General features: G+C 70.9%; 18 protein-coding genes and 1 pseudogene. 5 read left to right on the top strand and 14 right to left on the bottom strand.

Going from position 1 to position 24582, the window contains the following annotated elements:
- Positions 1–263: 263 nt before the first annotated feature.
- Positions 264–908: a hypothetical protein gene (locus H9Y04_RS38115; protein WP_187818785.1), complete on the top strand. Its 645-nt coding sequence runs from the start codon at positions 264–266 to the stop codon at positions 906–908.
- Between the two features lie 98 nt (positions 909–1006).
- Here H9Y04_RS38115 and H9Y04_RS38110 read toward each other — a convergent pair whose 3' ends face one another.
- From H9Y04_RS38110 to H9Y04_RS38065, 10 genes and pseudogenes are all read right to left on the bottom strand, one after another.
- Positions 1007–1660, bottom strand: a complete 654-nt coding sequence (locus H9Y04_RS38110; protein ID WP_187818784.1) for a hypothetical protein — start codon at positions 1658–1660, stop codon at positions 1007–1009.
- Positions 1661–1764: 104 nt separating this feature from the next.
- Positions 1765–2469, bottom strand: coding sequence for a ribonuclease HII (rnhB, locus tag H9Y04_RS38105; protein ID WP_187818783.1), 705 nt, complete (start codon positions 2467–2469; stop codon positions 1765–1767).
- 55 nt (positions 2470–2524) lie between these two features.
- The gene (locus H9Y04_RS38100) at positions 2525–3163 is read right to left on the bottom strand and encodes a TetR/AcrR family transcriptional regulator (RefSeq protein ID WP_187818782.1); all 639 of its coding nucleotides are present in this window, start codon (positions 3161–3163) and stop codon (positions 2525–2527) included.
- A gap of 305 nt (positions 3164–3468) precedes the next feature.
- A complete protein-coding gene (locus H9Y04_RS38095) occupies positions 3469–4335 on the bottom strand; it encodes a cytochrome c biogenesis CcdA family protein (protein ID WP_187818781.1) in 867 nt (288 codons plus the stop codon).
- Positions 4336–4342: 7 nt separating this feature from the next.
- Positions 4343–4921 (bottom strand): redoxin domain-containing protein, encoded by a 579-nt coding sequence (locus H9Y04_RS38090; protein ID WP_187818780.1) that lies wholly within the window; start codon positions 4919–4921, stop codon positions 4343–4345.
- Between the two features lie 71 nt (positions 4922–4992).
- Positions 4993–5556: a S41 family peptidase gene (locus H9Y04_RS38085; protein ID WP_308801701.1), complete on the bottom strand. Its 564-nt coding sequence runs from the start codon at positions 5554–5556 to the stop codon at positions 4993–4995.
- Between the two features lie 313 nt (positions 5557–5869).
- Positions 5870–7163: pseudogene (locus H9Y04_RS38080) on the bottom strand (ArsB/NhaD family transporter).
- Positions 7164–7432: 269 nt separating this feature from the next.
- Positions 7433–8488, bottom strand: coding sequence for a PucR family transcriptional regulator (locus H9Y04_RS38075; protein WP_187818779.1), 1056 nt, complete (start codon positions 8486–8488; stop codon positions 7433–7435).
- Positions 8489–8629: 141 nt separating this feature from the next.
- The gene (locus tag H9Y04_RS38070) at positions 8630–13549 is read right to left on the bottom strand and encodes a DNA repair ATPase (protein ID WP_187818778.1); all 4920 of its coding nucleotides are present in this window, start codon (positions 13547–13549) and stop codon (positions 8630–8632) included.
- Between the two features lie 112 nt (positions 13550–13661).
- Positions 13662–15710, bottom strand: a complete 2049-nt coding sequence (locus H9Y04_RS38065) for an SPFH domain-containing protein (RefSeq protein ID WP_187818777.1) — start codon at positions 15708–15710, stop codon at positions 13662–13664.
- 363 nt (positions 15711–16073) lie between these two features.
- Here H9Y04_RS38065 and H9Y04_RS38060 point away from each other — a divergent pair, with 363 nt between their 5' ends.
- The 3 genes from H9Y04_RS38060 to H9Y04_RS38050 all read left to right on the top strand — a co-directional run bounded on the left by H9Y04_RS38060 (position 16074) and on the right by H9Y04_RS38050 (position 19349).
- On the top strand, positions 16074–16532 hold the full coding sequence (locus H9Y04_RS38060; protein ID WP_187818776.1) for a CBS domain-containing protein: 459 nt from the start codon (positions 16074–16076) through the stop codon (positions 16530–16532).
- A gap of 176 nt (positions 16533–16708) precedes the next feature.
- Positions 16709–17632, top strand: coding sequence for a hypothetical protein (locus H9Y04_RS38055; protein WP_187818775.1), 924 nt, complete (start codon positions 16709–16711; stop codon positions 17630–17632).
- 229 nt (positions 17633–17861) lie between these two features.
- The gene (locus H9Y04_RS38050; RefSeq protein ID WP_308801726.1) at positions 17862–19349 is read left to right on the top strand and encodes an MFS transporter; all 1488 of its coding nucleotides are present in this window, start codon (positions 17862–17864) and stop codon (positions 19347–19349) included.
- A gap of 94 nt (positions 19350–19443) precedes the next feature.
- Here H9Y04_RS38050 and H9Y04_RS38045 read toward each other — a convergent pair whose 3' ends face one another.
- The 4 genes from H9Y04_RS38045 to H9Y04_RS38030 form a co-directional block, all read right to left on the bottom strand.
- Positions 19444–21150: a DUF4153 domain-containing protein gene (locus tag H9Y04_RS38045; protein ID WP_187818774.1), complete on the bottom strand. Its 1707-nt coding sequence runs from the start codon at positions 21148–21150 to the stop codon at positions 19444–19446.
- Between the two features lie 316 nt (positions 21151–21466).
- On the bottom strand, positions 21467–22390 hold the full coding sequence (locus H9Y04_RS38040) for an ADP-ribosylglycohydrolase family protein (protein ID WP_187818773.1): 924 nt from the start codon (positions 22388–22390) through the stop codon (positions 21467–21469).
- A gap of 85 nt (positions 22391–22475) precedes the next feature.
- Complete coding sequence (locus H9Y04_RS38035) at positions 22476–23144, bottom strand: histidine phosphatase family protein (RefSeq protein WP_187818772.1); 669 nt, start codon at positions 23142–23144, stop codon at positions 22476–22478.
- A gap of 83 nt (positions 23145–23227) precedes the next feature.
- A complete protein-coding gene (locus H9Y04_RS38030; RefSeq protein WP_187818771.1) occupies positions 23228–23833 on the bottom strand; it encodes a YdbC family protein in 606 nt (201 codons plus the stop codon).
- A gap of 154 nt (positions 23834–23987) precedes the next feature.
- On the opposite strand from H9Y04_RS38030, the gene H9Y04_RS38025 reads away from it, so the two are divergent.
- Positions 23988–24518: a TerD family protein gene (locus tag H9Y04_RS38025; RefSeq protein WP_187818770.1), complete on the top strand. Its 531-nt coding sequence runs from the start codon at positions 23988–23990 to the stop codon at positions 24516–24518.
- Positions 24519–24582 lie beyond the last annotated feature (64 nt).

Genomic DNA, 24582 nt, shown 5'->3' with positions numbered 1-24582 from the left:
GACATTCGGCGACCTCATCCGGTTTACCTCCGGTAAGCGTCGGCCGGAGCGTTGCCTTGCGGTGCGCGGGGAAGGGATATTGACGGCGCAGCCTCCGATTTCGGTCAGCGGCGTCAATTGCTCGTTGCCTAGCGGCCGAAACGGCGGCGAGAATTGGAGCGCTCCCGCACGGCTCGTACGTATCCGGCAGTGCTGTGCCGCGGTGCGCTCCCACACGTCCGACTTCGCCCGCCTCAGGCGGGCGCGCAGCCGAAGGGAGGACCGTGACCTTCGGATTCACTCCGTCCGCCGATCCGACGAGACTCGCGTCTGTGTCGCCGCCCGCCGATGCGTCCACCCCATTGGGGCGGCTGCTCGAGCCTGCCGAGTGGTCCGCCGCCGGCATCCCGTTGTTGCGCAGTCCGCGCGACGTCGTTCGAGGCTTGTACGAACGGCACAGGCCCACCCGCGAGACCGCGGTGGTCGCGGTGCTCGACCAGGAGGAACGCCTCAAGGCCAGCGCCTCGTTCGCCCGCCGTTCCGCGCCGGTGGACGGCTGGGTGTTCCGCAATGCGCTGCTCGCCCAGCTGCGCCGGGTGATCCCGCACGATCTGCGCCGCCGGACGCCGGTGCGCACCGCCGTGCTGCTCTACTGCCGGGACGGCCAGGAGGGTTGGACCGAGGAGGACGGCGCCTGGATGTGGGGGCTGCGCGACGCCTGCACGCTGCACGGTCTGCGCTGCGGCGCGTACATCACGCTCACCGCCGGCGGCTGGCAGGTCCTCGGCGAGGGGCGCGGTGGCCGGCAGCCGAGCGCCACTCGGGTGAGCGCGGTGAGCGCCGTGGCCCATGCCAATGGCGTCGATGCCTCGTACACGGCCAACGGCCACGGTGGCACGGAGCTGCTGCGCCGTGCCGCCTCGCTCTGAGAACCGGAGCCGCGCCCGCACCGTGGGGTCCACCATCGAGGATGGGCCCCACTCACCTCGTACGAGAGAGAAGGAAGGCGGCCGGAGCCGCCGTGCCGTCAGACTCCCGCGCCCAGCACCGAGTTGATCCGCTGCGGGTCGCCGCACACGATGAGCAGCGCGCTCGCACGCGCCATCGCCAGCGGCAGCGCCGTCGCGGCCTGCTCGTCCGAGCCGCCGTTGAGCGCGACGACCACCACGGGGCGGACCGCCGCACGTCCCGCGTCGGCGGCCGAGGCATAGAAGACGTCGTCGCCGGCTTCGTGCTGCGCCCAGTACGCGGCGTCGCCGAAGCTCAACTCATGGGCGGCCCAAGGGTGCTGCTCGCCGGTGGTGAGCACCAGGACGTCGCCGGGCGCGCGGCCGGTGTCGAGCAGCAGGTCCACCGCTTCCTCGGCCGCGTCGAGCGCACCCTCGACGGAGGCCGGGATCAGCTGGATCTGCGGGCTGGAAGGCGCGGAGGACGCCGAAGGCACCGACGGTGCGGCAGCAGGCGCCGGAACGGGCGCGGGCTTCGCCGCATCGCGCGGCGTGCGCTGCGCCGGCGGGCCCGGCCGGGCGGCACCGGGGCCGGGGCGTCCGGGACGCGGGGCGGCCGCGGAACGCGGACCGGGTACGGGACGAGGGGTCGGCGCGGTGCGGCCGGCGGCCGATGCTGCGCGGGGACCCTGGACACTCTCGTGAATCTGAGGCTCCTCGGGAAGGAGAGGCATGACTGGATGTCTATCAAACGCCGGTACGAACCGTAACGGCGGGTGGCACATAAGTGCGAGCGGCAGGGCGACAGGACGACCCGGCCGCCGCGAGCGGCATGGTGTCAGAAATCGAAGCCGAGTTGCCCCTCGATTTCCGGGACCGGGACACCGAGCACCGGAGCCCGCGACTTCTTGAGGTGCCGCCACTTGGGCAGCGCGTCGAGATAGGACCACGAGAGCCGGTGGTGCTCGGTCGGCCCCCGCTCCTCGAGCGCCGCCTTGTGCACGGGGGACGGATAGCCCGCGTTCGCGTCGAAGCCGAAGTCGGCGCAGGAAGCGCCCAGTTCGGCCATCATCGCGTCGCGTTCCACCTTGGCGAGCACGGAGGCGGCGGCCACGGCCACGCAGGACTGGTCGCCCTTGATGACCGTGCGCACCTGCCAGGGCGCGCCCAGATAGTCGTGCTTGCCGTCGAGGATCACCGCGTCGGGCCGTACCGGAAGGGCTTCGAGCGCCCTTACGGCGGCCAGCCGCAGCGCGGCCGTCATCCCGAGGTCGTCGATCTCCTGCGGCGAGGCGTGCCCGAGCGCATGGGCGGTGACCCAGTCGCCGAGCTCACGCGCGAGCGCGTCGCGGCGCTTGACGGTGAGCAGCTTGGAGTCGGTGAGCCCTTCGGGCGGCCGGCGCAGACCGGTGATCGCGGCGCAGACCGTCACGGGTCCCGCCCACGCACCGCGTCCGACCTCATCGATACCGGCGACGATCTTCGCGCCGGTCTTCGCCCGGATCGAGCGCTCTACGGTGTGGGTGGGTGCTTCGTACGGCATGGCGGTGCCAGCGTACGCCTGCGGGAGGCCGGGACGACACCCCCGCCCCCTTTCCTCACCCCTGCGGGCGGGTCAGCGGAACGATCAGATCGTCGATCATGCGGGCGATCTCGGCAGGCATCCATTCACTTCCGTACACCTTGGCGCGGTACATCATCATCGCGGGGATGACCTCGCAGACATGGTCGTTCACTGCCGCGCTGCGCACCTCTCCCCGGCGTACGCCCTGGCAGAGCACCTCGCGGATGGCCTCGATCGCGGGCTGCATCACGCGCCCGAAGATCACCGACTGGAAGCGCTCGGCCAGGCTGCCGTCGCATTCGTGAAGTACCGCGCGCAGGGCGAACCCGGGCCTCGAGTACATCGCGTCGCGCATGGCCAGGCAGAGGGTCAGGAGGTCCTCGCGGACGCTTCCGGTGTCGGGGGGCTGCGAGAGCGGGGGCATTCCGGCCTCGAGTGCGTCGGCGACCAGGTCCTCCTTGGAGGGCCAGCGCCGGTACACCGCCGCCTTGCCGGTCTGGGCGCCCGCGGCGACGCCCTCCATCGTCAGACCGTTCCAGCCGACTGTGCTGAGCTGCTCGAGCGCGGCGTCGAGGATGGCGCGTTCGAGCACGGCTCCGCGGCGGCGCGGGACCGCCACCTGGGCGGGGACGGTGGACTGGGCGGGAGCGGCCGTCCAGCGCGAAGTAGCCATGTTCATCTCTCCGTTGAGACCAGTCGCGCCGCGCCCGGTCTCAGGCGCGCCGCGCCGGAAGCGGAGCCGGCGCGTGGGGGCGCGCCGACGGGGACACTCCACTGCCGGTACAACGTGGGGTCACTCCAGCATCCCAGGCGCGCGCAAGGCCCGCGACGGGCCGAACGGGACAATCGTGCGCGGGTGTGGCGACGGGCGGTGCCCGGTGGGGCCGGCCGCGGACGTCCGGGCGGATTCGGCCTCGGAGGTCCGGGCGGATTCGGCCGCGGGTGTCCGGTCGGTTCAGCCGCGGGTGTCCGGTCGGTTCAGCCGCGACCGGAGAGGCGCTCGCGCCGGTCTCGCCTGCGCCGCCGGATCAGCAGGGCGACCAGGAGAAGGGCCGCGCAGAGCGCGGCGAGTACGGCCGGCCCCGCGGCGTCCAGGGTGTCGGCGAGGGAGCGCTGGATGCTGCCCGCCGTATCGATGACGGGGTCCGTGGTGGCGGGATCGTCCAGGGCGCGGATCTCGTACCGGCCGTAGTACGCGACGTACAGGCCGACCAGGAGGAGCAGGCCGCCCCCGAGGCGCGGGGCGATCGAGCCGAAGCGGCGCAGACCGGCGGCGGCCGTGGTGCGGGTGAGGGCCACGGTCAGGGAGGCCGCTCCGACGATCAGGCCCATCCCGGCGGCGTACGCGGCGAAGAGGGCCACGCCCTCCGCCGTCGAGCCGCTGCGGAAGGCGGAGACGACGATGGCGAGGAAGGGGGCGATGGTGCAGCCGAGCGAGGCGGTGGCGTACGCGATGCCGAACAGCATCATCGAGGGCACCGAGCGCACCACCTTCGGCGCGCGGCGGAGTTTCGGTGCGAGGGAGGGCAGTGGGCGCCCGGCCAGGATCCAGCCGCCGGCCGCGGCGATGAGCAGGCCGAAGGCGATGGTGAACCAGGGCAGGTGCTCCTGGACCTGCCCCGCGACCGGCTGCACGGCAAGGCCGAACACCGCGAACAGGGCGGCGAATCCCAGGGTCATCGCGGCGGTCGCGGCGAGCGCCCGGCCGATGGCGACCTGCCGGCTCGGGTTGTCGTCACCGAGGACAAGGAGGGAGAGATACGCGGGGAGCAGGGCGAATCCGCACGGGTTGACGGCGGCGAGCATGCCCGCGCCGAGAGCGAGGGCGAACGGAACGTCGGCCACCGCGCGGTCAGCCCGTGAGCGCGGCGAGCTTGCCGGCCAGGCCCTCGCCGCCGGGCAGGACGCCCTCGTACGTCGTCCTGCCCGACTTGTCGAGGATCACGTAGCGGCTCTGCTCGGTGACCTCGAACCGCTTCCACACCTCGCCCTTCTCGTCGGAGAGTTGGGGGAAGCCCTCGATTCCCGTGTCGGAGACGAAGGTGCGCATCGCGGCGTTCTTGTCCAGGCCCGCGACCCCGACGACATGCGCCTTGCCCGCGTACTCGGCCGCGACCTTCGCCGTCTCGGCCGCCTGGGCCTTGCACTTCGGGCACCACGGCGCCCAGAACCACAGGACGGTGGGCTTGCCGGCGAGCGTCTTGGCGTCGAACTCCTCGCCGTCCACCGTGGTCGCAGTGAAGTCCAGCGCCTCGGGCACCTGCCCGGCGTCGGACCCGTCCGTACCGGCGTCGGATGCGGTCGGCGACGGGGTGGAGGCCGGGGCCTTCGAGGACGGGGCTCGCGTCTCACCACTCGAATCGGAGCCGCACCCCACGACGGCGAGAGCGGCGGCAGCCAGAACGGCTGGGAGCAGGGTGCGAGCGCGCATGACGAATCTCCTGAGTCCGGAAGCGCTGCGAGGCTAGCCCGAACGACCCGCCCCGGCACCGGGCGGAGGCCTTACGGTTCGGTGACGTCAGGGTTCGGCTCCGCGCAAGCGGGCTGCCCGGACAGCCACTCCGTCGCCGCGTCCAGGACCGGATCGCTCTTTCGCGCACGCCCGAGGTGGTGGACCACCACTTGGTCGGGCGGAATCGGGCCGTCGTACGCACGCCCCGTACGGTCGGCGTCCTCGAACTCGGTCAGATTGAGGAGCGCCCCGTCGGAGAGGTGATGCGGCGCGTTGCCGGTGGGGACACCGGAGGTGGCCGCGCCGAAGGACCGCGTGTCGGGGCGCCCTCGGAAGGCCACCGTCACCGCCTCCCCGGAACTGCCGGTGGAAGCGCCCGTGAGCACCGCGACGGGCGCTGATCCCTTGCCTATGGGCGAGCTCGCACCCCAGCCCATGGGTGCGCCGTCCACACGAGGGCTGCCCTGTTCGACGGACCACCCGGTCTTCTTTCCGGCCGCATCGACGAACGCTCCGACGTCACCGTCCCCGAGGATCGGACCCACCACGGCGAGCATCGGCCACATGTTTCCGCCGCGGTTGCGGCGCGGGTCGATCGCCCAGCCGCAGGCCACTTGATCGCCGGATACGTGTCGGCAGGCCGCTGTGCATCGCCCGCCTCCGCGAAAGCCGCCCGCCGCACGTCGGCCCAGTCGACGTCTCTGCTGCGCAGCGCGTTCTTCTCCATGACGGTCAGGGCGGCGGACAGGTAGGACCGGGCCTCCTCGGACATGGCTGCCCCTGGAGGGGCGGAACTCCCGCCGGAGCACCCCGCGGCCCCGGCGGTGAGAACACACACCAGCCCGGCAACGCCGAAACGTAGCAAGCGCTCCCGGACCATTCGCCCTCCGCCAGGCCAGAGCTCGATCATTTGATGCCCCCTGTCTCTCACAGAGCGAAGTAGCGAAGCCACACGTAGAACGTCGAGATGCCCACCGTCACCGCGGTGACGACGAGGCCGTACTTGGTGAACTGCCAGAAGGAGATGGGCTGTCGGTTGCGTTCGGCGATGCCGAGGACGACGACGTTCGCCGAGGCGCCGATCGCCGTGGCGTTGCCGCCGAGGTCCGCGCCGATCGCAAGCGCCCACCACATGACGTGGTCTCCGCTGCTGCCCAGCGCGGAGACGAGATCGCTGGTGATGGGGGCCATGGTGGCGACGTAAGGGATGTTGTCGACGATGCCGGAGAGGCCCGCGGACGCGCCGAGCATCAGCATCGTGCCGCCGAACTCGCTGTCGCCGATGGTGTCGGCGAGCGTGCTGGAGACCTCGCCGATGACTCCGGTCTCGATCAGTCCGCCGATCATGATGAACAGGCCGGCGAAGAAGGCCAGCGTGGGCCACTCGACTTCGGCAAGGACCTCACCGGTGTCGACGGTGGAGATCGCCACGAGGAGCCCCGCACCGAGCAGCGCGACCACGCTCGGCTCGAAATGCAGCACGGGGTGCAGGACGAAACCGGCGACCACCAGGGCGAGGACGACGAGGCCCTGGACGAGGAGGCGGGGTTGCGGATCGCCTCGCGCTCCTCCAGCGCCATGACCTCCTCGGCCCGCGACTCGTCGTAGGCGATGGACTTGCGGAACCGCACGCGGCAGAGCAGGACGAGGACCACGATCAACACCGCGGACAGCGGCGCCAGATGGACCAGAAGTCGTTGAAGCTGAGCCCGGCCCGGCTCGCGATGATGATGTTCGGCGGGTCGCCGACCAGCGTGGCCATACCGCCGATGTTGGAGGCGAAGACCTCGGCGATGAGGAACGGGGCGACCGGCAGCGCCAGCCGTTCGCACACCAGGAACGTGACCGGTGCGATCAGCAGCACTGTGGTGACGTTGTCCAGAAGCGCCGAGGCGGAACCCGTGATGACGATCAGCGTGACCATCACGCGGAAGGGTTTCGCACGGGCCTTCTTCGCCGACCAGATGGCCAGGTACTCGAACATGCCCGTCTTCTTCAGCACTCCGACGATCAGAATCATGCCCAGGAGCAGGAAGACGACGTTCCAGTCGATGCCCGAATGCTCCGAGTAGAAGGCCGCCTTGTCGTCCGTGGCACCGATGGCCAGCATCAGGGCCGCGCCGCCGAGCGCGGCGGCGACGCGATGGATCTTCTCGCTGATGATCAGGGCGTATGCGCCGAGGAAGACGGCGAGCGCGGCCCAGCTCTGCCAGTTGTTCACGCTGCCCCGCCGATCTTCGTGTACGAGATCTCGGCGTGGTCGGCCATGGGCCCCACGGCGGCGACGAGCACCATGGCGTGTTCCCCCGATCGGCAAAGACAGCTGTCCCTTGATCGCCGACCAGACTTCCCGGCACGTCACGGCGGACAGTACACGTTCCGTACGCCGCGCTGACAGATCCTTGATGCGCAGCTGCGCCGCGCCTTGGCTGCCGGACCCCGGCAATCACGAATCCGCGGACGAAGAGACTGCAACCGAAGGCCCCGCCGTCAGAGCTCCTGCTCGGGCCACCGGAGCAGCCTGGCTCCGATCACCGCCGTCTGCAGCGTGTACCGGTGCTGCGGGTCCGCCGGGTTGTGACCGGTGAGCCGGTGGATGCGTTCGAGACGGTAGGTCAGCGCGCGCACGCTGAGCGAGAGCCGGCGGGCGGCCTCGGCCGCGATGCATCCGGCGTCGAAGTAGGCGCCGAGCGTGTCCAGGAGGGGTCCGGCTCCGCCGCGTGCCTGTTGCATGGGCCCGAGCGTGCTGCGCACGAGGTCGGCCATGGCCTCGCGGTCACGGGTGAGGACCGGGTAGACGAGCAGGTCGGCCGCGTGCAACACCGGCTCGTCCAGGTGCATGCGCTCGGCGAGTTCCAGGGCGTTCAGCGCCTCCTCGTAGGAGTGGACGACTCCGCCGGGACCGGGGTGCGCACGGCCGATCGCCGTGCATCCGCCGTCCGTTGCCGCGTGTGCCTGCTTGGCGAAGTAGGCGAGCACGTCCTGCTGATCGCCGGGGGCGATACAGATCAGGAGACCGTCCTTGGTGGTGAGCAGGATGCTGCGTTCCCCGAAGCGGGCGACGAGCGCGCCGTCCAGCTGCCGCGTCACCGGGTGCGTGTCGTCGTACGCGTCGGGGCCGCGGGTCACCGCGACGGCGTGCGCATGCGTGAGCACCAGGCCGAAGCGGACGGCGCGCTGGGAGAGCCGGCCCAGGTCGCTGCGGCCGTAGAGGAGATCGTCGATGAACTCCCGCCGGGCGGCTTCCTCCTGGCGTACGGCGAGGCGCTGGGCCCGCTCGTAGCCGTACATGAAGGCGTCCACGGCCTGCTCCACAGCGGCGAGGACGCTGTCGACGCCGCCCGGCCTTACCGAACGGGCCGCGGTGAGGTGCGCGAGGAGCAGCGGGCGCAGTGGTTGCCCGGACTCGGCAGCGAGCAGTCCGAGGGCGCGCCGCGACTCGAGCTCGTCCCGGGTCAGCCTGCGGCCCGTGGTGACGGCCTCGTCAAGGATCTTCGTGAAGCCCTGCAGGTACTCCCCGAGCTCCTCGCCTGCGTCGTTCGTCACCAGTTCGCCCCCACCTCATGTCGTGCGTTGACACCTTCTTAACGCATGACATGAGGGCGCGGACAGGGCCGGGTCACTGCAGGTGAGGGTGCACAGAGCGCGGAAGGTCTGCTGAGGTCGGGCAAGTCACCACGTGGGCGTTCAGTCGCCGGCCGCGTTCCGGGAGTCGTTGCGCACGGCATGCCGGGCCCGAGAGCCGGCGATCAGGTGGCGGGGGTCGGTGGCGCGGGTGATCGCGGACTCGACGGAGGCGACCCGGTCGGCGAGCAGACCGAGCGCGGCCACGGCCCGTACGAGGGGGTCCTCGTCGGAGCCGCCCATTGTCTGCGTACGGACGTAGGCGGCCTTCAGGGCTGCCCAGCGCGCCGCCTCGGCGGCGCGCTGGGTTCCGCGCAGTTCGGCGAGCTTGAGGAGGTTGGCCTCGGCTCCGGTGGTGAGGGTCTGGGCCTCCGCGGCGTAGTGGTCGGTGAGGACGGCGTCGAGTTCGGCCTCGTTCATGACGGGCTCGATCCGGGCCGCGATCCTGTTCATGTTGCGGTAGGAGCCCTGGAGTCGGAACGGCGGCTCGGTGCGCGTGGCGTCGCTCTGCGAGGCGGAGGCGATGTACGCCTCGTTCACGGCGAGCACGGTGGCGCGTGCGCTCAGGAGGTGCCGCAGGACGGCGAGGATCCGGTCGAGTTCGGCGGGTGCGTACGGGTGGCCGAGGCGGTCGCGGCGGGCCGTGGGGTCGCCCTCGGCCAGGCGCACCATGAGGTCGAGGTCCTCACGGGAGCGTCCGGCGAGCGGGGCGAGCGTCGGGTTCGAGGTGAGGGCGTTCTCGATGAAGCTGTAGGCGAAGACGTCCTCCTTGCCGGTCAGGACGTCGCCGAGGTTCCACACGTCGGCGCGGTTGGCGAGCATGTCGGGGATGCGGAAGCGCCCGCCGGACTCGGTGTACGGGTTGCCGGCCATGCAGACCGCGAAGCGCTTGCCGCGCAGGTCGAAGGTCTGCGCCCGGCCGTCCACGACTCCCTCGATCCGGCGCTGGGCGTCGCACAACGGGATGAAGCGCTGCAGGAGTTCGGGCGAGACGTGCTGGATGTCGTCCAGGTACAGGAGAGAGTTGTTGCCCGCCCGCAGCGCGAAGTTGATCTTCTCGATCTCCTGGCGTGCCGTGGCGTCGGTCGCCTCCGCGGGGTCGAGCGAGGTGACCGCGTGCCCGAGCGCGGGCCCGTCGACCTTGACCAGGACGAGTCCGAGGCGGTCGGCCACGTACTCCATGAGCGTCGTCTTGCCGTAGCCCGGGGGCGAGACGAGCAGGAGCAGTCCCCCGGTGTCGGTGCGCTTGGCGTCGCCGGTGGCGCCGATCTGCTTGGCGAGGTTGTCGCCGACGAGCGGCAAATAGACCTCGTCGATGAGGCGGTTGCGGACGAAGGAGGACATGACCTTGGGACGCAGTTCCGGCACGCGGAGCCGGGTGCGCTCGGCGGTCACGAGCTCGGCGCGGTGGCGCTGGAAGGCGCGGTACGCGGGCACATGGCGGCGGTGGAACTGCCCGGTGCGGGCAAGGAATTCGTCCAGCCGCAGGGTGAGTTCGCGCCCCTCGAGGCGCGGGTGCGTGCCGAGCAGTCCGGCCACTACGGTGGTGAGCTCGGCGTCGTGCTCGTACCGGGGCAGGCCGGGGCAGAGCTCGATGGCGACCGCCTCGTCCAGATCGCCCGCGTCGACGGTGATCCCCTGCGTGGTGGTGAAGGCGTGCAGCCAGCTGCGCAGGAGCTGCTGCCCTGCGGCCAGGTCCTCGCCGAGTGCGTCCAGGTCGGGGCGGTAGGCGCTTTCGCCCACGGTCTGACGGAACTTGTCGAGCAGGGTGCGGGCGCCGGGTCCCGCCACGAAGCCGCCGCCGGCCGCGAGCTCGTCGAGGAGGTAGGCGGCAGACAGGTCGGCTTCCCCCGATCCCGCCGCCTCCCCTATGGCTGCGGCGAGTTCCCCGCCGAGCTCGTCCATGCCCGGTGCCGTGCCGAAGGTCTCCCGTACGCGCGCGAGCGAGACCGCCCGGCGTGCCCAGGCGTCCCGCGCGCCGGCCGGTGCCTGGCGCGCCCAGAAGATCTGGGCGGTGGCGCGCGCCCGGGCCGAGTGGCGCAACAGCCCTGCCGTCGCGTGCAGTTCGAGCAGCGCGCCGAGGATCGCCGTCGCGTCATGGTCGTGCACGCCGCGCTCGTAGCCCTCGTCGTACGCGGCTTCGGCGGCCGCCCGGACCAGGGAGGGGAGGTCCGCGTCGGCGAGGGCGTCCGGGCCGTGTTCGTCGAGGAGGCGCGCGGCCAGATACTCCGCGCGGTACACGCCGGCCGTCTCGGAGACCAGTGTCTGGTCCCAGAACGGCCGGGTGTCCGCGAACGCGGGGTCGGCGACCGGGGCGCGGTAGTCGGTGCCGGTCAGCGCGAAGGCCAGGCCGTCCGCGTGCGGGACCAGGGTCAGGTCGACCGGCTGGGTGTTGACCGCGAAACGGTGGCGGCCCAGGCGGAGGGTGGCACCGCCGTCGGCGTAGAGCTCGGCGCGGTCGCGCAGGGCGCGCCCGGCGTCCTGGCGGGCGGACTTCAGGCGCCCTTCGAGCTCTTCGGCCCTTACCTGGTCCCCGAGTTCGCGCAGGTCGTCCGCGGTACGGCGGACTTTGGCGACCATCGGGTCGGAGGCGAAGTACGTGTTGACCGCGTCGGTGTCGTCGAGCGCGGACGCCCGGCGCAGGACGGTGTCGAGCACACGGGATGCCGACTCGGCGAGGCGTTCGGCGCGGCGTGCCCGTACGTCCTGGAGGGTCTGCTTGCGGCTGGAGAACGCTTCATAGATCTCGGCGCGCCGGTCGGTGAGCCGGGTCAGGAAGTCGTCGTGGTCGGCGAAGCGTGCTTCCAGGTCCTCCACGCGCAGCAGCAGCCGGGCGAGCTGCTCGTCGCACAGCTCCGGGGTGCCGGCCGCCGCGAGGGCGCCGGTGACGGCCTGGCCGAGCAGGGCGAACTCGGCGCCGAACGCGGCCCGGTCCTCCGTGCCGCTCAGCTCGCGCCGGCGCGCGTCGAGCAGGGCCCGCACCCGGTTGAAGCCGCCGAGCACGGCGCCGACGCGTTCCAGGATCGCCGTACGGACGGTCGCGTCCTGGAGGTCGAGGCCCGCGATCGTCTCGGTGAGCACCTGCAGGCCCTCGACCCGCTCGTCCAGACGCTCGCCGACCGGGGCCGCCTCGGCGACGGTGGCGACCGTCTCGGCCTCGGCGGTCAGGCGCTCGACATCGGCGTCGTAGTCGGCGAAGGCATCCGCGCCACTGAGGAAGGCGACGGCCCTGCGGGCGGTGGCGGTGAGGTCGCCCGCCACGTCCTCGGTGAGCGCGTCGATGCGCTCGGTGTCCGCGTACCGCAGCTCCTTGAGCGTGACCAAATGCCCCTGCGCCCGGCGCAGTTCGGTCAGCTGCGCCACCCACACATCGGCGCTGCGCGGAGCCTCGCCGCGGACGCGGCGCACCAGCGTGGCGATGTGCGCGGCCGCATCGGCCAGCGCTTCGGCGGCCTGCCGGCGCAGGGTCTGCACGGTCTCGAACTCGGTGACGACCTGCTCGGCCGTCGCGCGGATCTCCGCCAACGTGGCCCGCAGATCCCCGAGTTCGGCCTCGCCCAGCCAGTGGTACTGGTCCATCGCCCGGACGCAGGCGCCGACCAGCGCCTCGTACACGGCGGACGTGGGCGTGGTCTCGGTGACGCCGCGCGCGAGGGACAGGCAGTCGGAGATGCCGCGTACCAGATCGGCGTTGCCGACCCGGGCCAGCGGCCCGGTGCCGGTGGGCGTACGGGCGGCGTGCGTGTCGGAGACGTACGGGGTCGCCCAGATCTGCAGCGGGTGCACCCGCGCCGGCTCGTCGGACTCGGCCCGCAGGACCATCAGCTGCCCGTCGTCGAACAGCGCCCAGCCGTGGCAGGACAGCGGGCTCGCGACCTCCTTGCGGATCACGTTGTACGGCAGCAGCAGGCCCCGGCCCTCCACGCGCGCATGGAACGCGAAGAGCACGTCCTCGCCGTTCGGCGAGCGGACGGTCCGCTCGTACTCCAGACCTTCGGTGTCGAGGTCGAAGGTCTTCGCGGTGCCGGTCGCGGCCAGGTAGTAGCCGCCGGGGAAGACGATGCCCTGGTCCTCCGGGAGCCTGAGACAGGCCTGTCCGATGCCGTCGAGGCGTACGACCGTCCTGGTCAGGGTGTTGAAGACCAGGTGGCGGTCGTGGTCCTCCTTGTACGGGCGGATCCGCAGCAGGATCAGCGGTCCGACGCGGGCGTGGGCCACGTCGGCGTCGGCGAGCGACTGGAGCGGGTCGTTCACCGGCTCCTGGTAAATGCCCTGCCCGGTCTCGGTGTTGTTCTCGACCTTCACGGTCAGCGTGCCGCCGAGCGTCTCGACGAACACCTCGCCGCCGATGGAGATATGCGGGTGACGCCCCAGGACGTGGTCCTCACGGTCCGCGTCCGTCCATACGACGTCGTGGGCGGGCGGGAAGACATGGTCGCGCTCGCCCTGCGCGTCCAGGAAGCGTGCGCCCCCGTCGCCGTCGAGCGCCCAGCGCAGGACGCGGGTGTCGCCGGCCTTCTCGCCGGTCTGGAAGACGGCGAGCAGCTTGCCGTCCACGTGGCGCAGCTGGAGGAGGTGGGCCTGGCGGTAGTAGCGGTAGAGGGCGGCGAATTCGCGTACGAAAGCCGGGTCGTCCAGCAGACCGGGCACCGCGTCGTCGGGCAGCCGGTTCAGGTCCCGGTCGTGCAGCGCGAACACATCGCCGACCGCCGTCCCGGGCTTGAGCCCGAGGAACACGTTGTACCCGAACAGCAGGACCTCGCCGACGGCGACGATGTCCCGGGGTACGCAGGTGTGCTCGGTGCGGATCCGCTCGGTGCCGGTCAAGGCGAGCTCGCCGCTGCCGAACTCGGCCATCCGGCGCGTGTTCAACTCGCCGGCTCGGCGGGCGAGTTCGGCGGCCTGTACGCTGAGCCGGTCGCGCAGCACCTCGTACGTACCGGCGTCGACGGCGGGCTGCTGCCCGGTGCGGTCGGTGGTCATGGCGAAGGTCTCCTGAAGAGAAGTGCGGGCGTGACCGGAGCTGCCGCCCCCTGTGTACGGCAGCTACGGTCACGCCCGGGTCTGCGGCGGCACTGGATCCGAAAGAGACGCCCTAGTGGTGCGCGGTGCCGTTCAGCTGGGTGAGCGGCAGGTCGGCGAGGCCCAGCTCACCCGCCTTGTCGAGCAGTTCCTTGAGCTGCCCGGAGGCACCGCCGCCGCCCGCGTTCATGAGCTTCATCAGGAGCGCGGAGACGGTCAGGTTCTGCACGTCCTTCGTCGACACCGAGCCGAGCAGCCCCACCAGGTCCTCGGGAAAGCTCGCGGAGCCGTCCAGCCAGGGACCGGCCAGGGCCTGCGCGGTCTGCGAGTTCTGCACGAACCCGTCGACGCTCCTGCCCAGGGCGATCGAGCCGACGAGCCGGTCGAAGAACATCGACTCACCGCCGACGATGTTGATGTCGGCGCTCTCCAGACCCGTCGCGAGCACCGTGGCCTGGGCCTCGGCGACCTGGCGCTGCACATCGAGCCCCGCCAGGCGGATGTCCTTCTCCGCTTCGAGCCGCAGGCGGTACTCCTCGTGTGTACGGGAGGCCTCGTCCAGGGCCGCCATCGCCGCGGCCTTGTCGGTCAGACCCGCCGCCTCGGCCTTCAGCTTCGCCTCGATGCCCTCGGCCTCGGCACGCATCCGGGCTTCGACGCCCTCGGCGTCGGCACGCATCCGGGCCTCGGTGGCCGCGGCCTCGGCACGCCCTGCCTTCTCGATCGCGTCCGCTTCCTTCTCCCGCACCTGTACGGCGGCGAGCCCGGCCGCGGCCGACTCGGCCTGGATGCCCTCGGCGAGCCGGATCTTGGCGCGTGCGTCCAGATCCGCGGCCTTCACGCGGGCCTCGGCGAGCGTGACCTCCTCGGCGGCGCGGTGCGTGGCCGCCGCCTCGGCCGCCTCCGCGGCCTTGATGTCCTTGACCAACTTCTCCTGCGCCTCGGCCTCCGCCGCGATGATCACGGCCTGCCGCTGCCGCTCGGCCTCCTCGACGGCCCGCAGCTTCAGAATCGACTCCTCCTGCTCGGCGACCGTACGGTCCACCGCCACACGCTCCCGTACGACCTCGGCGATCTCCCGCTTCTCCGCCTCGACTTCCTTGTCGGCGGAGATCCGGGTCAGCGCGGTCTCCCGCTCGCGGGCGATGACTTCGAGCATGCGGTCCTTCTCGATGCGCTCGCTCTCGATGGCGATCACGCGCTCGCGGTTCTTCGCGGCGACCGCGACCTCACGCGCCTGGTTCTCCCGCTGCACACCGAGCTGCTGCTCGGTCTGGAGGAACGCGCTCTGCGAGCGCAGCCGCTCCTCCTCCATCACCCGGGCCGTCTCGGCCTCCTCGCGGGCCCGTACGGTCTCGATCTCCCGGCGCTGTTTGATCTCGGCGTCGGCCTGGCGGCGCTCCAGCTCCAGGATGGCCTCGCGGGCGTCGACGTTCTGCCGGGTGATCTCCTTCTCCTCGTGCCGCTGGTACTCGTTGGTACGCACGTGCTCGATCGCCGTCAGCTCGGTGATCTTCCGGATGCCCTGTGCATCAAGGATGTTGGAGGCGTCGAGGTGGGTGAGCGGGGTCTGCTCCAGATAGTCGATCGCCGCGTCCTCGAGGCTGTAGCCGTTGAGGTCGATGCCGATCAACTCGATGATTTTGAACCGGAGTTCCTCGCGCTTGGTGTAGAGATCGGTGAAGTCCATCTGCTTGCCGACGGTCTTCAGGGCCTCGGAGAACTTGGCGCTGAACAGCTCCTGCAGCGTGTTCTGGTCGCTGGCCCGGGTGGTGCCGATGGCCTGCGCCACGCGGATCACGTCCTCGGCGGTCTTGTTGACCCGTACGAAGAAGGTGATCCGGATGTCGGCGCGGATGTTGTCACGGCAGATCAGACCGTCACGGCCGGTCCTGCTGATCTCGATGGTCTTCACCGAGATGTCCATGACCTCGGCCTTGTGCAGCACGGGCAGTACGACCTGACCCGTGAAGGTCACATCGACCTTCCGCATCCTGGAGACGATCAGAGCCTTGCCCTGCTCCACCTTGCGGAACAGGCGCGTGACGATCAACAGCAGCAGTACGGCGACGAGCAGGACGGCGGCGACGGTCACGCCGATGCCCAGGGTCATGGCATCCATGTGAAGACCTCGAGTGATTCGGAGCGAAAGGATCGGTGAAAGGACCGGAATCCCGTGAGGACGCGGGGACGGCGGACCGGCCGCTCGCGTGCTTGTCTCGTACTTCCGTAACCCGGCATCCGGGGCGCCCCCGTTTCCCCGGCAGGGGCATCGTGGCAGCGAAGGAGTGGCGCTCGCATTGCCGGAATCCGGCAGCGTTTAACGCGTCTTTGATGCCGCTCTGCTGCACAGGATCACGAGGGGGCCGCGCCCCGACTGCGCCGGCGCTCCCCTTGCGTACATTCCGCGTCAATGGGCTGGCCTGCACCCTTGAGGTGGTCGACCCTGGACCAGGAAGCACTTCGGCAGCGACGGGAACCCGCAATGCGCGCACGCGATCTGGCAGTGGACTACGAGTCGGTCGGCGTGGACGACGACGCCCTGCAGGCGGCCCGGTTGATGGCCGAGCACAAGCTGCCCGGCCTGCTCGTGCTGGGCCCCGGGTCCGAGCCGAAGGCGATCCTGCCCGCCTCTCAGCTGGTCAAAGTCCTCGTCCCCGGCTACGTGCTGGAGGACCCGACCCTTGCCGCGGTAGTCGACGAGAAGCATGCCGACCGGCTGTGCCAGGCGCTCAGAGGGCGCACCGTGGGCGACTGCCTGCCCAAGGACGCACCGCCGCCGCCCGTGGCCGCACCCGATGACACCGCGCTCGAGGTTGCCGCGCTCATGGCCGGCGTCCGCAGCCCTCTGGTCGCGGTGGGGGAACGCGACAAGGACGGGCTGCGACTGCTCGGTGTCATCACCGCCGCTCATCTCCTCAGCCGCCTCCTGGAGGTCGACTGAACACCCCTGGTGCACAGGGCGGTTCGTTCCGTGACGCCTCAGCGCGCTCAACACCCTGTGGTCCGGGCATGCCCTGTGCAACGATGCTTCGGGGAACGTGCGACATGACGGACGTTCCTGGCGCGCCGGGAAGTCTGGTCGGCACCTGAACGACTCATGTCACCACAGGAGTTCAGATGACCGCTGCCGAACTCGCCCGCGCCTGCCAGACCGTGGAGGCCGACTGCGACGCGGTGGTCGCGGCAAGGCTGCTCTCCGTCAGCCCGGAGCCCTATCTCGTCGTGGTCGACAGCGGCGGCGAGCCGTTCGCGCTGGCCCTCGCCGAGGAGGTGCTGCGCCGCCTGGTTCCGGACTCGCTCGCCACGCACGGCGGGCTCGTCTCGCTGTCCGGGCCGTTCGCGCAGGCGCATCTCGCCAAGAGCCTCGGCGGCAGGACTGTGCAGGATCTGCTGCCCGAGATGCCGGAACCGCCCTGCGTCGCCCCGGACACCCTCATCTCCCAGCTCTACGTACGCCTCACGCGTTCCCACAGCCCAGCGGCGGTCGTCGTGGACCGGCGCGATGCCAGACCGCGGGTGCTGGGCATCGTGGCCGTGCAGAGGATGCTCCGCCGGCTGCTCGACCAGCCGGCGCCCGACCGGCACGCTCTGCACGACTCCGCGTCGGCCGTGCTCACCGCGTCACGTCTCCTGGTCGCCGTCTCGGCCCAGTCCCTCGCCTCGGTGGAGGAGACGCTCACCATGCTCCAGTTCCGCATGATGGTCCTGCTGCGCGTCGACAGCGATCTCACCCCGTCCCGTGCCGCCGCCCTTCTGGGGGTCGACCAGCGCGCGGCAGAGCGCATGGCCTCGGCCTTGCGCACCATGGGACTGCTGTCGCACCGGCACGGCGGCGAGGACGGCGAGAGCGTGCTGACTCTGTCCCACCGAGGGCAGGACCTCGTCCACGACGTGACACGGCGCCGCATGCAGGCCATCACCCGCATCGTCGAGTCCATGCCCGTCGCCGAGCGCGCGACGCTGGTGAACGCCCTGCGGTCCTTCACACGAGCGGGCGGAGAGCCGTCGGTGGAGCTCCTCGCCACCCAGCCGGAACCCTGACCGGCGCCGGTGCCCCAGTCGAGCGCCGCCCCCCCTCCGAGGCCCCAACTTGCCAAGAATTTCCTTGTGTTCAAGAGCTGACGCTCGCTAGGGTCCCGCCTAGTGAACGCTGCCGTTCACTAGACAGCCTCTGGGGGAGCAACCCGTGACACAGCCAGACGAGGACGTACGCGTCGTCGAGCCGGATCCGAAGGGCGAAGCGGCTGCGGCCCGCTCCCCGCATGCCGGAATTGCCCTGTTCATCATCGCGGCCTGTCAGCTGATGGTCGTGCTCGATGCCACCATCGTGAATATCGCGCTGCCGCACATCCAGGACGCGCTCAAGTTCTCGACCACCGACCTGACCTGGGTGGTCAGCGCCTACACCCTGACCTTCGGCGGTCTGCTGCTGCTCGGCGGCCGCGCGGGCGACATCCTGGGCCGGCGCCGGGTGTTCATGTTCGGCATCATCCTGTTCACGTTCGCCTCGCTGGTCGGCGGTTTCGCGCAGGAGCCCTGGCAGCTGCTCGCGGCCCGTGCGCTGCAGGGCGTCGGCGGTGCGATCGCCTCGCCCACCTCGCTCGCGCTGATCACCTCCACGTTCCCCGAAGGCCCCGAGCGCAACAAGGCGTTCGGTGTCTTCGCCGCGGTCTCCGCGGGCGGTGGCGCGGTCGGTCTGCTCGCCGGCGGCATGCTCACCGAGTGGCTCGACTGGCGCTGGGTGCTCTTCGTCAACGTGCCGATCGGTGTGCTGATCGCGGTGCTCACCCCGAAGTACATCCAGGAGTCCGAGCGCCACCCCGGCCGCTTCGACATCGCCGGCGCGATCACCTCGACCCTCGGAATGGCCGCGCTCGTCTACGGCTTCATCCGCGCGGCGGGCGACGGCTGGAAGGACGGCGTGACGATCGCCTCGTTCGGCGCGGCCGTCGTCCTGCTCGCGGTCTTCATCTTCATCGAGACCAAGGCCAAGGACCCGATCACCCCGCTGAAGATGTTCCGCGACCGCAACCGCTCGGGCACGTATGTGATCATGCTCAGCCTCGCCGCGGCGATGTTCGGCATGTTCTTCTACATCGTGCTCTTCGTGCAGAACGTGCTCGGGGACACCCCCATCGAGGCCGGTCTGAAGTTCCTGCCGGTGACGGTGGCGATCGTGTTCGGCGCGGGTCTGTCGCAGGCGCTGCTGCCCAAGCTGGGCCCGAAGCCGTTCATGGTGGTCGGCTCGTCGTTCGTGATCGCGGGCCTGGCCTGGCTGACCCTGATCGACACCAGCAGCTCGTATCTCGGCGGCGTCCTCGGCCCGATGCTGCTCTTCGGCTTCGGTATGGGCCTCAACTTCGTCACCCTGACCCTCACCGCGGTCTCCGGCGTCGCCCAGCACGAGGCGGGCGCGGCCTCCGGCCTGCTCAACGCCACGCAGCAGGTGGGCGGTTCACTCGGCCTCGCGATCCTCACCACCGTCTTCGGCACCGCGAGCCGCGACGAGGCGAAGGTCCAGGTCGCCGACTTCATGGCGAACGCGACGCCCGAGCAGCAGGCCGCCTTCGCCAAGACCGGCGAACTGCCCAAGGACTCGCCCTGGGCCAAGGAGATCCTCTCCGAGGGCATCTCCACCGGCTTCATCCCGGCGGTCGCGATGGCCGTACTCGCCCTCATCACCGCGATCTTCGTGATCAAGGTGCGCAAGAGCGACCTCGAAGCCCTCAGCGGGACCGGCACACCCATGGCCCACTGACCTTCACGCGGATACGCGAAAGGGGCGGCCCTCACTTGGAGGGCCGCCCCTTTTTTCGTGCTCGGCAGGTGCGAGCAGTCCGTGCGGCTCGCGCTCAGTACTCCGAGCGATCCGTCCCCGTGTCGATCACGTCAAGGTCGTAGCAGTCCACGCCCTCGCGCAGCGGACGCTCCGCGATGATCGACCGCGCCCGCGACTCCCCGTAACTCATCGCGTACCAGGGCGCCTCGTCCTCGCCCAGCGACTGCATCAGCGGCGCGAGCGCACAACTGCGGACGGGCTCGGGGAGTTTGTCGAGTGCGGGCACGGCGTCGGCCGAGAGCCCGGAGACGTAGTAGACGTCGAACTTCTTGGTGTCCAGATACCGCTGTACGTTCTGCTCGGCGACCATCCCGTCCGGCGAGACCAGTCCGAAGACCAGCACACCGCCCGCCGCACTCGCGATGACCGCGCGGGGCAGCCAGCGGGCGCCCCACACCCCGGCCGCCATGATCAGCACGATGACCAGGCCGAGCCACAGCTCCATGGCGGTGACGGAGATCCTGAGGCGCGTGAGTCCGTACGCATCGACGTACATCTGCATCCGGCGCAGCGCGGAGGCGACCACGATCAGGGTCATCACGCACAAAGTGCCCAGCACGGCGCGCACCAGGGTGCGGTCGCGCTGTCCGTCGCGCGGCGACCAGCGCAGCGCGACGGCGATCACGGCGAGGGTGAGCAGCGTGGCGAACAGAAGCTGCCAGAAGCCCTGCCGGGCGTACTCGGAGTAGGTGAGGCCGTCCTTGAGCGCGGCCTTGTAGCCACCGAAGAGCACCGCGAGCTGGATGACGTTGAAGACGGCGAAGAGCAGGTTGAGGACGACCAGCGGCAGGGCCCACTCGACCCGGCCGCGGGCCCGTCCGGGCTTCACCTCGATCCTGTCCCAGCGCAGCGGGGCCGCCGCCGTGTACGCGGCCGCCACCGCGCCGATCACGCCGAGCGCGAAGAGCAGGAACCGCAGCGGTCCGTCGGACAGGTCGGAGTCCGGCAGCAGACTGCCGAGCAGTTCCGCGAACGTGGAGTCCGCGGCGGCGAACAGCCCGCCGAAGACGAGAAGGAGCACGATCGCCACGGCGACGGCCCGCACGATCGGCGCGAGCGAACCCCGCGGTCCCCCGGCCCGCGCCCGCAGGCCCCGCCAGGCCCAGACCGTGCCGGGTCCCACGGCGCCCACCAGACCGAGCGGGTTGAGCAGCACGCCCGGCCAGCGCCGCGCACCGTGCAGAGCGAGCGAGCCGAGGCCGAACGCGGCGGCCACGGCGAGGAACGACGGCCAGTCGGCGTCGCGCAGCGCCGGCACAGCGAGCAGCGCCAGACCGCCGGCCGCCCAGGCGAGCGTCCAGCCGCGGGGCAGCCGGCCCGCGGCCTGCGCGGCGAAGTACGCGGCGAGGGCGAGCGGTACGGCGACGATGAGCAGATTCACCGCCACACCGTCGGCGAGCAGCAGCGCGCTCAGGACACCGGCGGCCAGCGCGGCGACCAGGGTCGCGGTGCGCACGGGGGCGGCATCCGCGGCGGTGATGCCGTCGAAGACCGAGGGGGGGCGCTGGTGCGTGCCCCAGGTGGCCCCCGGTGAAACGCTCGCGGCCTTGGTGCGCGGCGGCGGGGCCGCGCCCCGGGCGACGGCGGCCTCGGCGGGGGTACGGGCCGGCGGCACGGCGTCCTGCGGTTCTTCCGCGGGCGCGCCGGACGCTTCCCGTACGTGCTCCGGATCCGGTTCGGGCTCGGACTCGGACTCGGGTATGGACGGTGTATCGGACACGGGACCCCCTCCCGACCGGCCTGGACCTGGCTGAGAGCCCCTGCCGGTGTCTCGTCGGCACCCGCCCGTCGAGCGTCACTGGCTCATGGATCAGTCGAAGAGGTCCGAAGATCATCGGGCGGCGTGGGCCGTCAGAGTAGCCCCAGGGCAGCACAGGGGGCGCGCTTCTGCCCCGTATGCGAGGGCTCTGTGGCAGGACCGTGACAGTGGTGCCAGCCGGCTACGCGGGGCCGGGGGCAGCCCGCCGGCCCAGGGGTCAGCCGACGAGGCAGGGGGTCAACCGGCGACGCAGAGGGTCAGCCCGCAACGCAAGGGGTCACCCGGCGGCCGGCGCCCACGCGGGCAGGGCCTCCGTGCGCCGCGCCCACTCGCCCGGCGGCGCACCTGCCTGCGCGGCCGCGACAACGCCGCCCGCGATCGCGCACGTGGTGTCCACATCGCCGCCGACCTGGGCAGTTGTCCAGAACGTCGTGGCGAAGTCGCCGAGCCCGCGCGCAGCCGACCACAGCGCGAACGGCACCGTGTCGTGCGCGGACGTCCGCCGGCCGCAGCCGAGCACGGCGGCGACGGTGCTCGCATCGCTGTAGTCGAGCATGTCGGCGGCCCGGCGCAGACCGGCCCCGACGGCGCTGCGCGGCACCAGGTCCACCACTCCGTCGAGCAGCGCCCGGCCGGTCAGCGGCTCCTTGGCGCCGGCCACGAGCGCGGCCGCAGCGGCCACGGCCATCGCGCCGACGACTGCTTCGCGGTGCTGATGCGTGGTGTACGCGGAGATCTCGGCCTGATGGGTGGCCTGCTCGGGATCGTCGGCGTACCAGGCGCCGAGCGGCGCGATCCGCATGGCGGCGCCGTTGCCCCAGGAGCCCTGGCCCTTGAAGAGCCCGGCCGCCAGCTCCCGCCAGTCGCCGCCTTCGCGGATCAGACGCAGCATGCGGTTCACGGCGGGCCCGTAGCCGCGGTCGAAGTCGTGGTGGTGCGCGAAGGACTGCGCGAGCGCGTCCTGGTCGATGCGGTGGTGTGCGACGAGGACGGCCACCACGGAGCAGGCCATCTCGGTGTCGTCGGTCCACTGCCAGTCGCCTTCGGGGACCTCGCGGCGCTTGAGCAGCGGATAGTTCTCGGGCACGAAGTACTGCGAGCCGAGGGCGTCCCCCACGGCCAGACCGCGCAGGCTGGCCAGGGCACGGCCGAGGCGGGCGTCGGCGGAACCTGCGGCAGGGGAGGAGGATTCAGCGATCATCGCGCCCCCACTCTAACGAATCCGCCCATACAGCTCGAATAAATTGACGATCACCTTCCCCCGCGCCCTCTCGGCAGCAGCACCGTCACCTGCGGCCCCGCCCCCGCTCGTACTCCTCGGGCTCACGCCATCTGTCGAAGGGCCGGTCGAGCACATAGCGCCCGTCCTCCCCGAGCACGAGCACCCGCATCTCGGCGTTGCCCGGATTGGACAGCGCCTCGAACTCCGCGACCGACCAGTGGAACCACCGCATGCAGAACAGCCGCATGGTCAGCCCGTGCGTCACCAGGAGCACGTTCGGCGGGTGCTCCGGGTCCTCGAAGCTGCGGTAGAGGCTCTCCAGAAAGGCCCCCACCCGGTCGTACACATCGGCTCCGGACTCCCCCTGGGCGAAGCGGTAGAAGAAGTGCCCGTACGCGTCGCGGTAGGCCTTCTGCAGGCGCACGTCGTCCCTGTCCTGCCAGTTCCCCCAGTCCTGCTCGCGCAGCCGCGGCTCCTCGCGCACCCGGACCAGAGCGGGGTCGAGCCCGAAGGCCTCGAAGGTCTCGAGGGTGCGTCGATACGGTGATACGTAGACACTCACGCGCTCCTCGCCGAACAGCTCGCGCAGCCGCTCCCCCGTCTCCTCGGCCTGCTCCCAGCCCCGGCCGGTGAGCATCAGCGCATGGTCGGGCTCGCGCTCGTACACGGAGTCGTCGGCATTGCCCTCCGACTCTCCGTGCCGGACGAGGACGATGCGCCGAGGTCGAGCCATGCCGAAACCCTAGATCGCCGCACTGCGGCGCGCGCGACGGTCTGCTCCCCTCGTCGGGCCCCGGCACGATCCGAAGGGATGCCCTAGACCGTCCACTGCGGCAGCAGCCGGACGATGTCCCCGTCGAGCCCGATCAGATCCTTCTCGGTCCCGGCACGCAGCGAAAGGCGCTCCACCCGTTCCTGGCGGTACTTGCCGTGCTCGGCCTCCGACTGCCACATCGACAGGATCAGGACCTCGCTGCCCGGCGCCTCGCAGAACAGCCCCCGCACCATGCCGGGCGAGCCGGCCATCGCCGGATTCCACACCTTCTGCTGCATCAGCGCGAAGTGCTCCGCCTGCTCCTCGTGCACACGGCAGTGCGCGATCCGCACCAGATCCGCGTCGGTGAAGCGCGGCTCGAAGCCGGTCTTCACATCGAAGCGGTGGTCGAACAGCTTGACCTGCATGTTCGTGTACGTGCCGGCCTGGGCGGAGGCAAGGCGGTCATGGGAGCGGGCCATGAACGAGTCGTAGAACGACCGGCTCTCCCAGAAGGCGAAGAGGTGCACGACATCGTCCCGCCGCGTGCTCCATCCCCCGCCCTGTCCACGAAATCCCGGCTCCCCCAGAAGCCCCGCCCACCGCCGCTGCCCCTGTTCGAACCCCCTGCGGTCCGTCACGGTGCAACGCATCCACTTGACCAGCACGGGCGCCATAGTACGGCGCCCGGCGTGGTACGGGTCACGCTCCGCAAAGGAGCACCCACACGGGAGTGACGGTCAACTGATCCCACCCCCAAGCCAGTTGTCCGCGCCGCGTCGTAGCGTGTCCCCCAAGGGAGAACGTTCCAGGGGAGATTTCATGAGCAGTTTCAGCAAGGGCCTGACCAAGGTGGAAGCCGGCCTCAAGTGGGACCCGGCACCGACGGGCGGCCCGAAACACGACCTGGACCTGGTGTGCGCCGTCTACGAGGCATCGGACCCGCACGGCAAGCCGGACTATCTGGTCCACTTCGGCAGCCGCTCCCCCGACGGCACCATCACGCTGAACCGCGACAGCCAGACGGGCCAGGGCTTCGGCTACGACGAGGTGATGACGCTCGAGCTGAACCGTCTGAACGAGCGCTATGTACGGGTCGTCCTCGGCGTCGCGATCCAGCAGACGCATGCGGACCTCACGTTCGGGGAGACCGTCAACTCCTCGGTCCGTCTGCGCGAGGGCCACACAGACCTGGCCCACTTCGACTTCGCGGCCATCCCGCAGTGCACCGCCGCGGTCCTCGCGGAGTTCACCCGCGACGGCGCCCACACCTGGCAACTCCGCCCGACCTTCAAGGGATTCGAACTGGATCCGACGGCGTTCGCGCTGGCGATGGGTGCGGAGGTGTCCTGAGGCCGGACGGGTCCGGGAGCGCCCGAGGGCGTCCGAGAGCGTCCGGATAAATGAGTGGAGATCG

This window comes from Streptomyces polyasparticus (assembly GCF_014493765.1).
Lineage (GTDB): Bacteria > Actinomycetota > Actinomycetes > Streptomycetales > Streptomycetaceae > Streptomyces > Streptomyces polyasparticus.
Note: the sequence above shows the minus strand (reverse complement) of the source record. Positions and strands in the feature narration are given on the sequence as shown.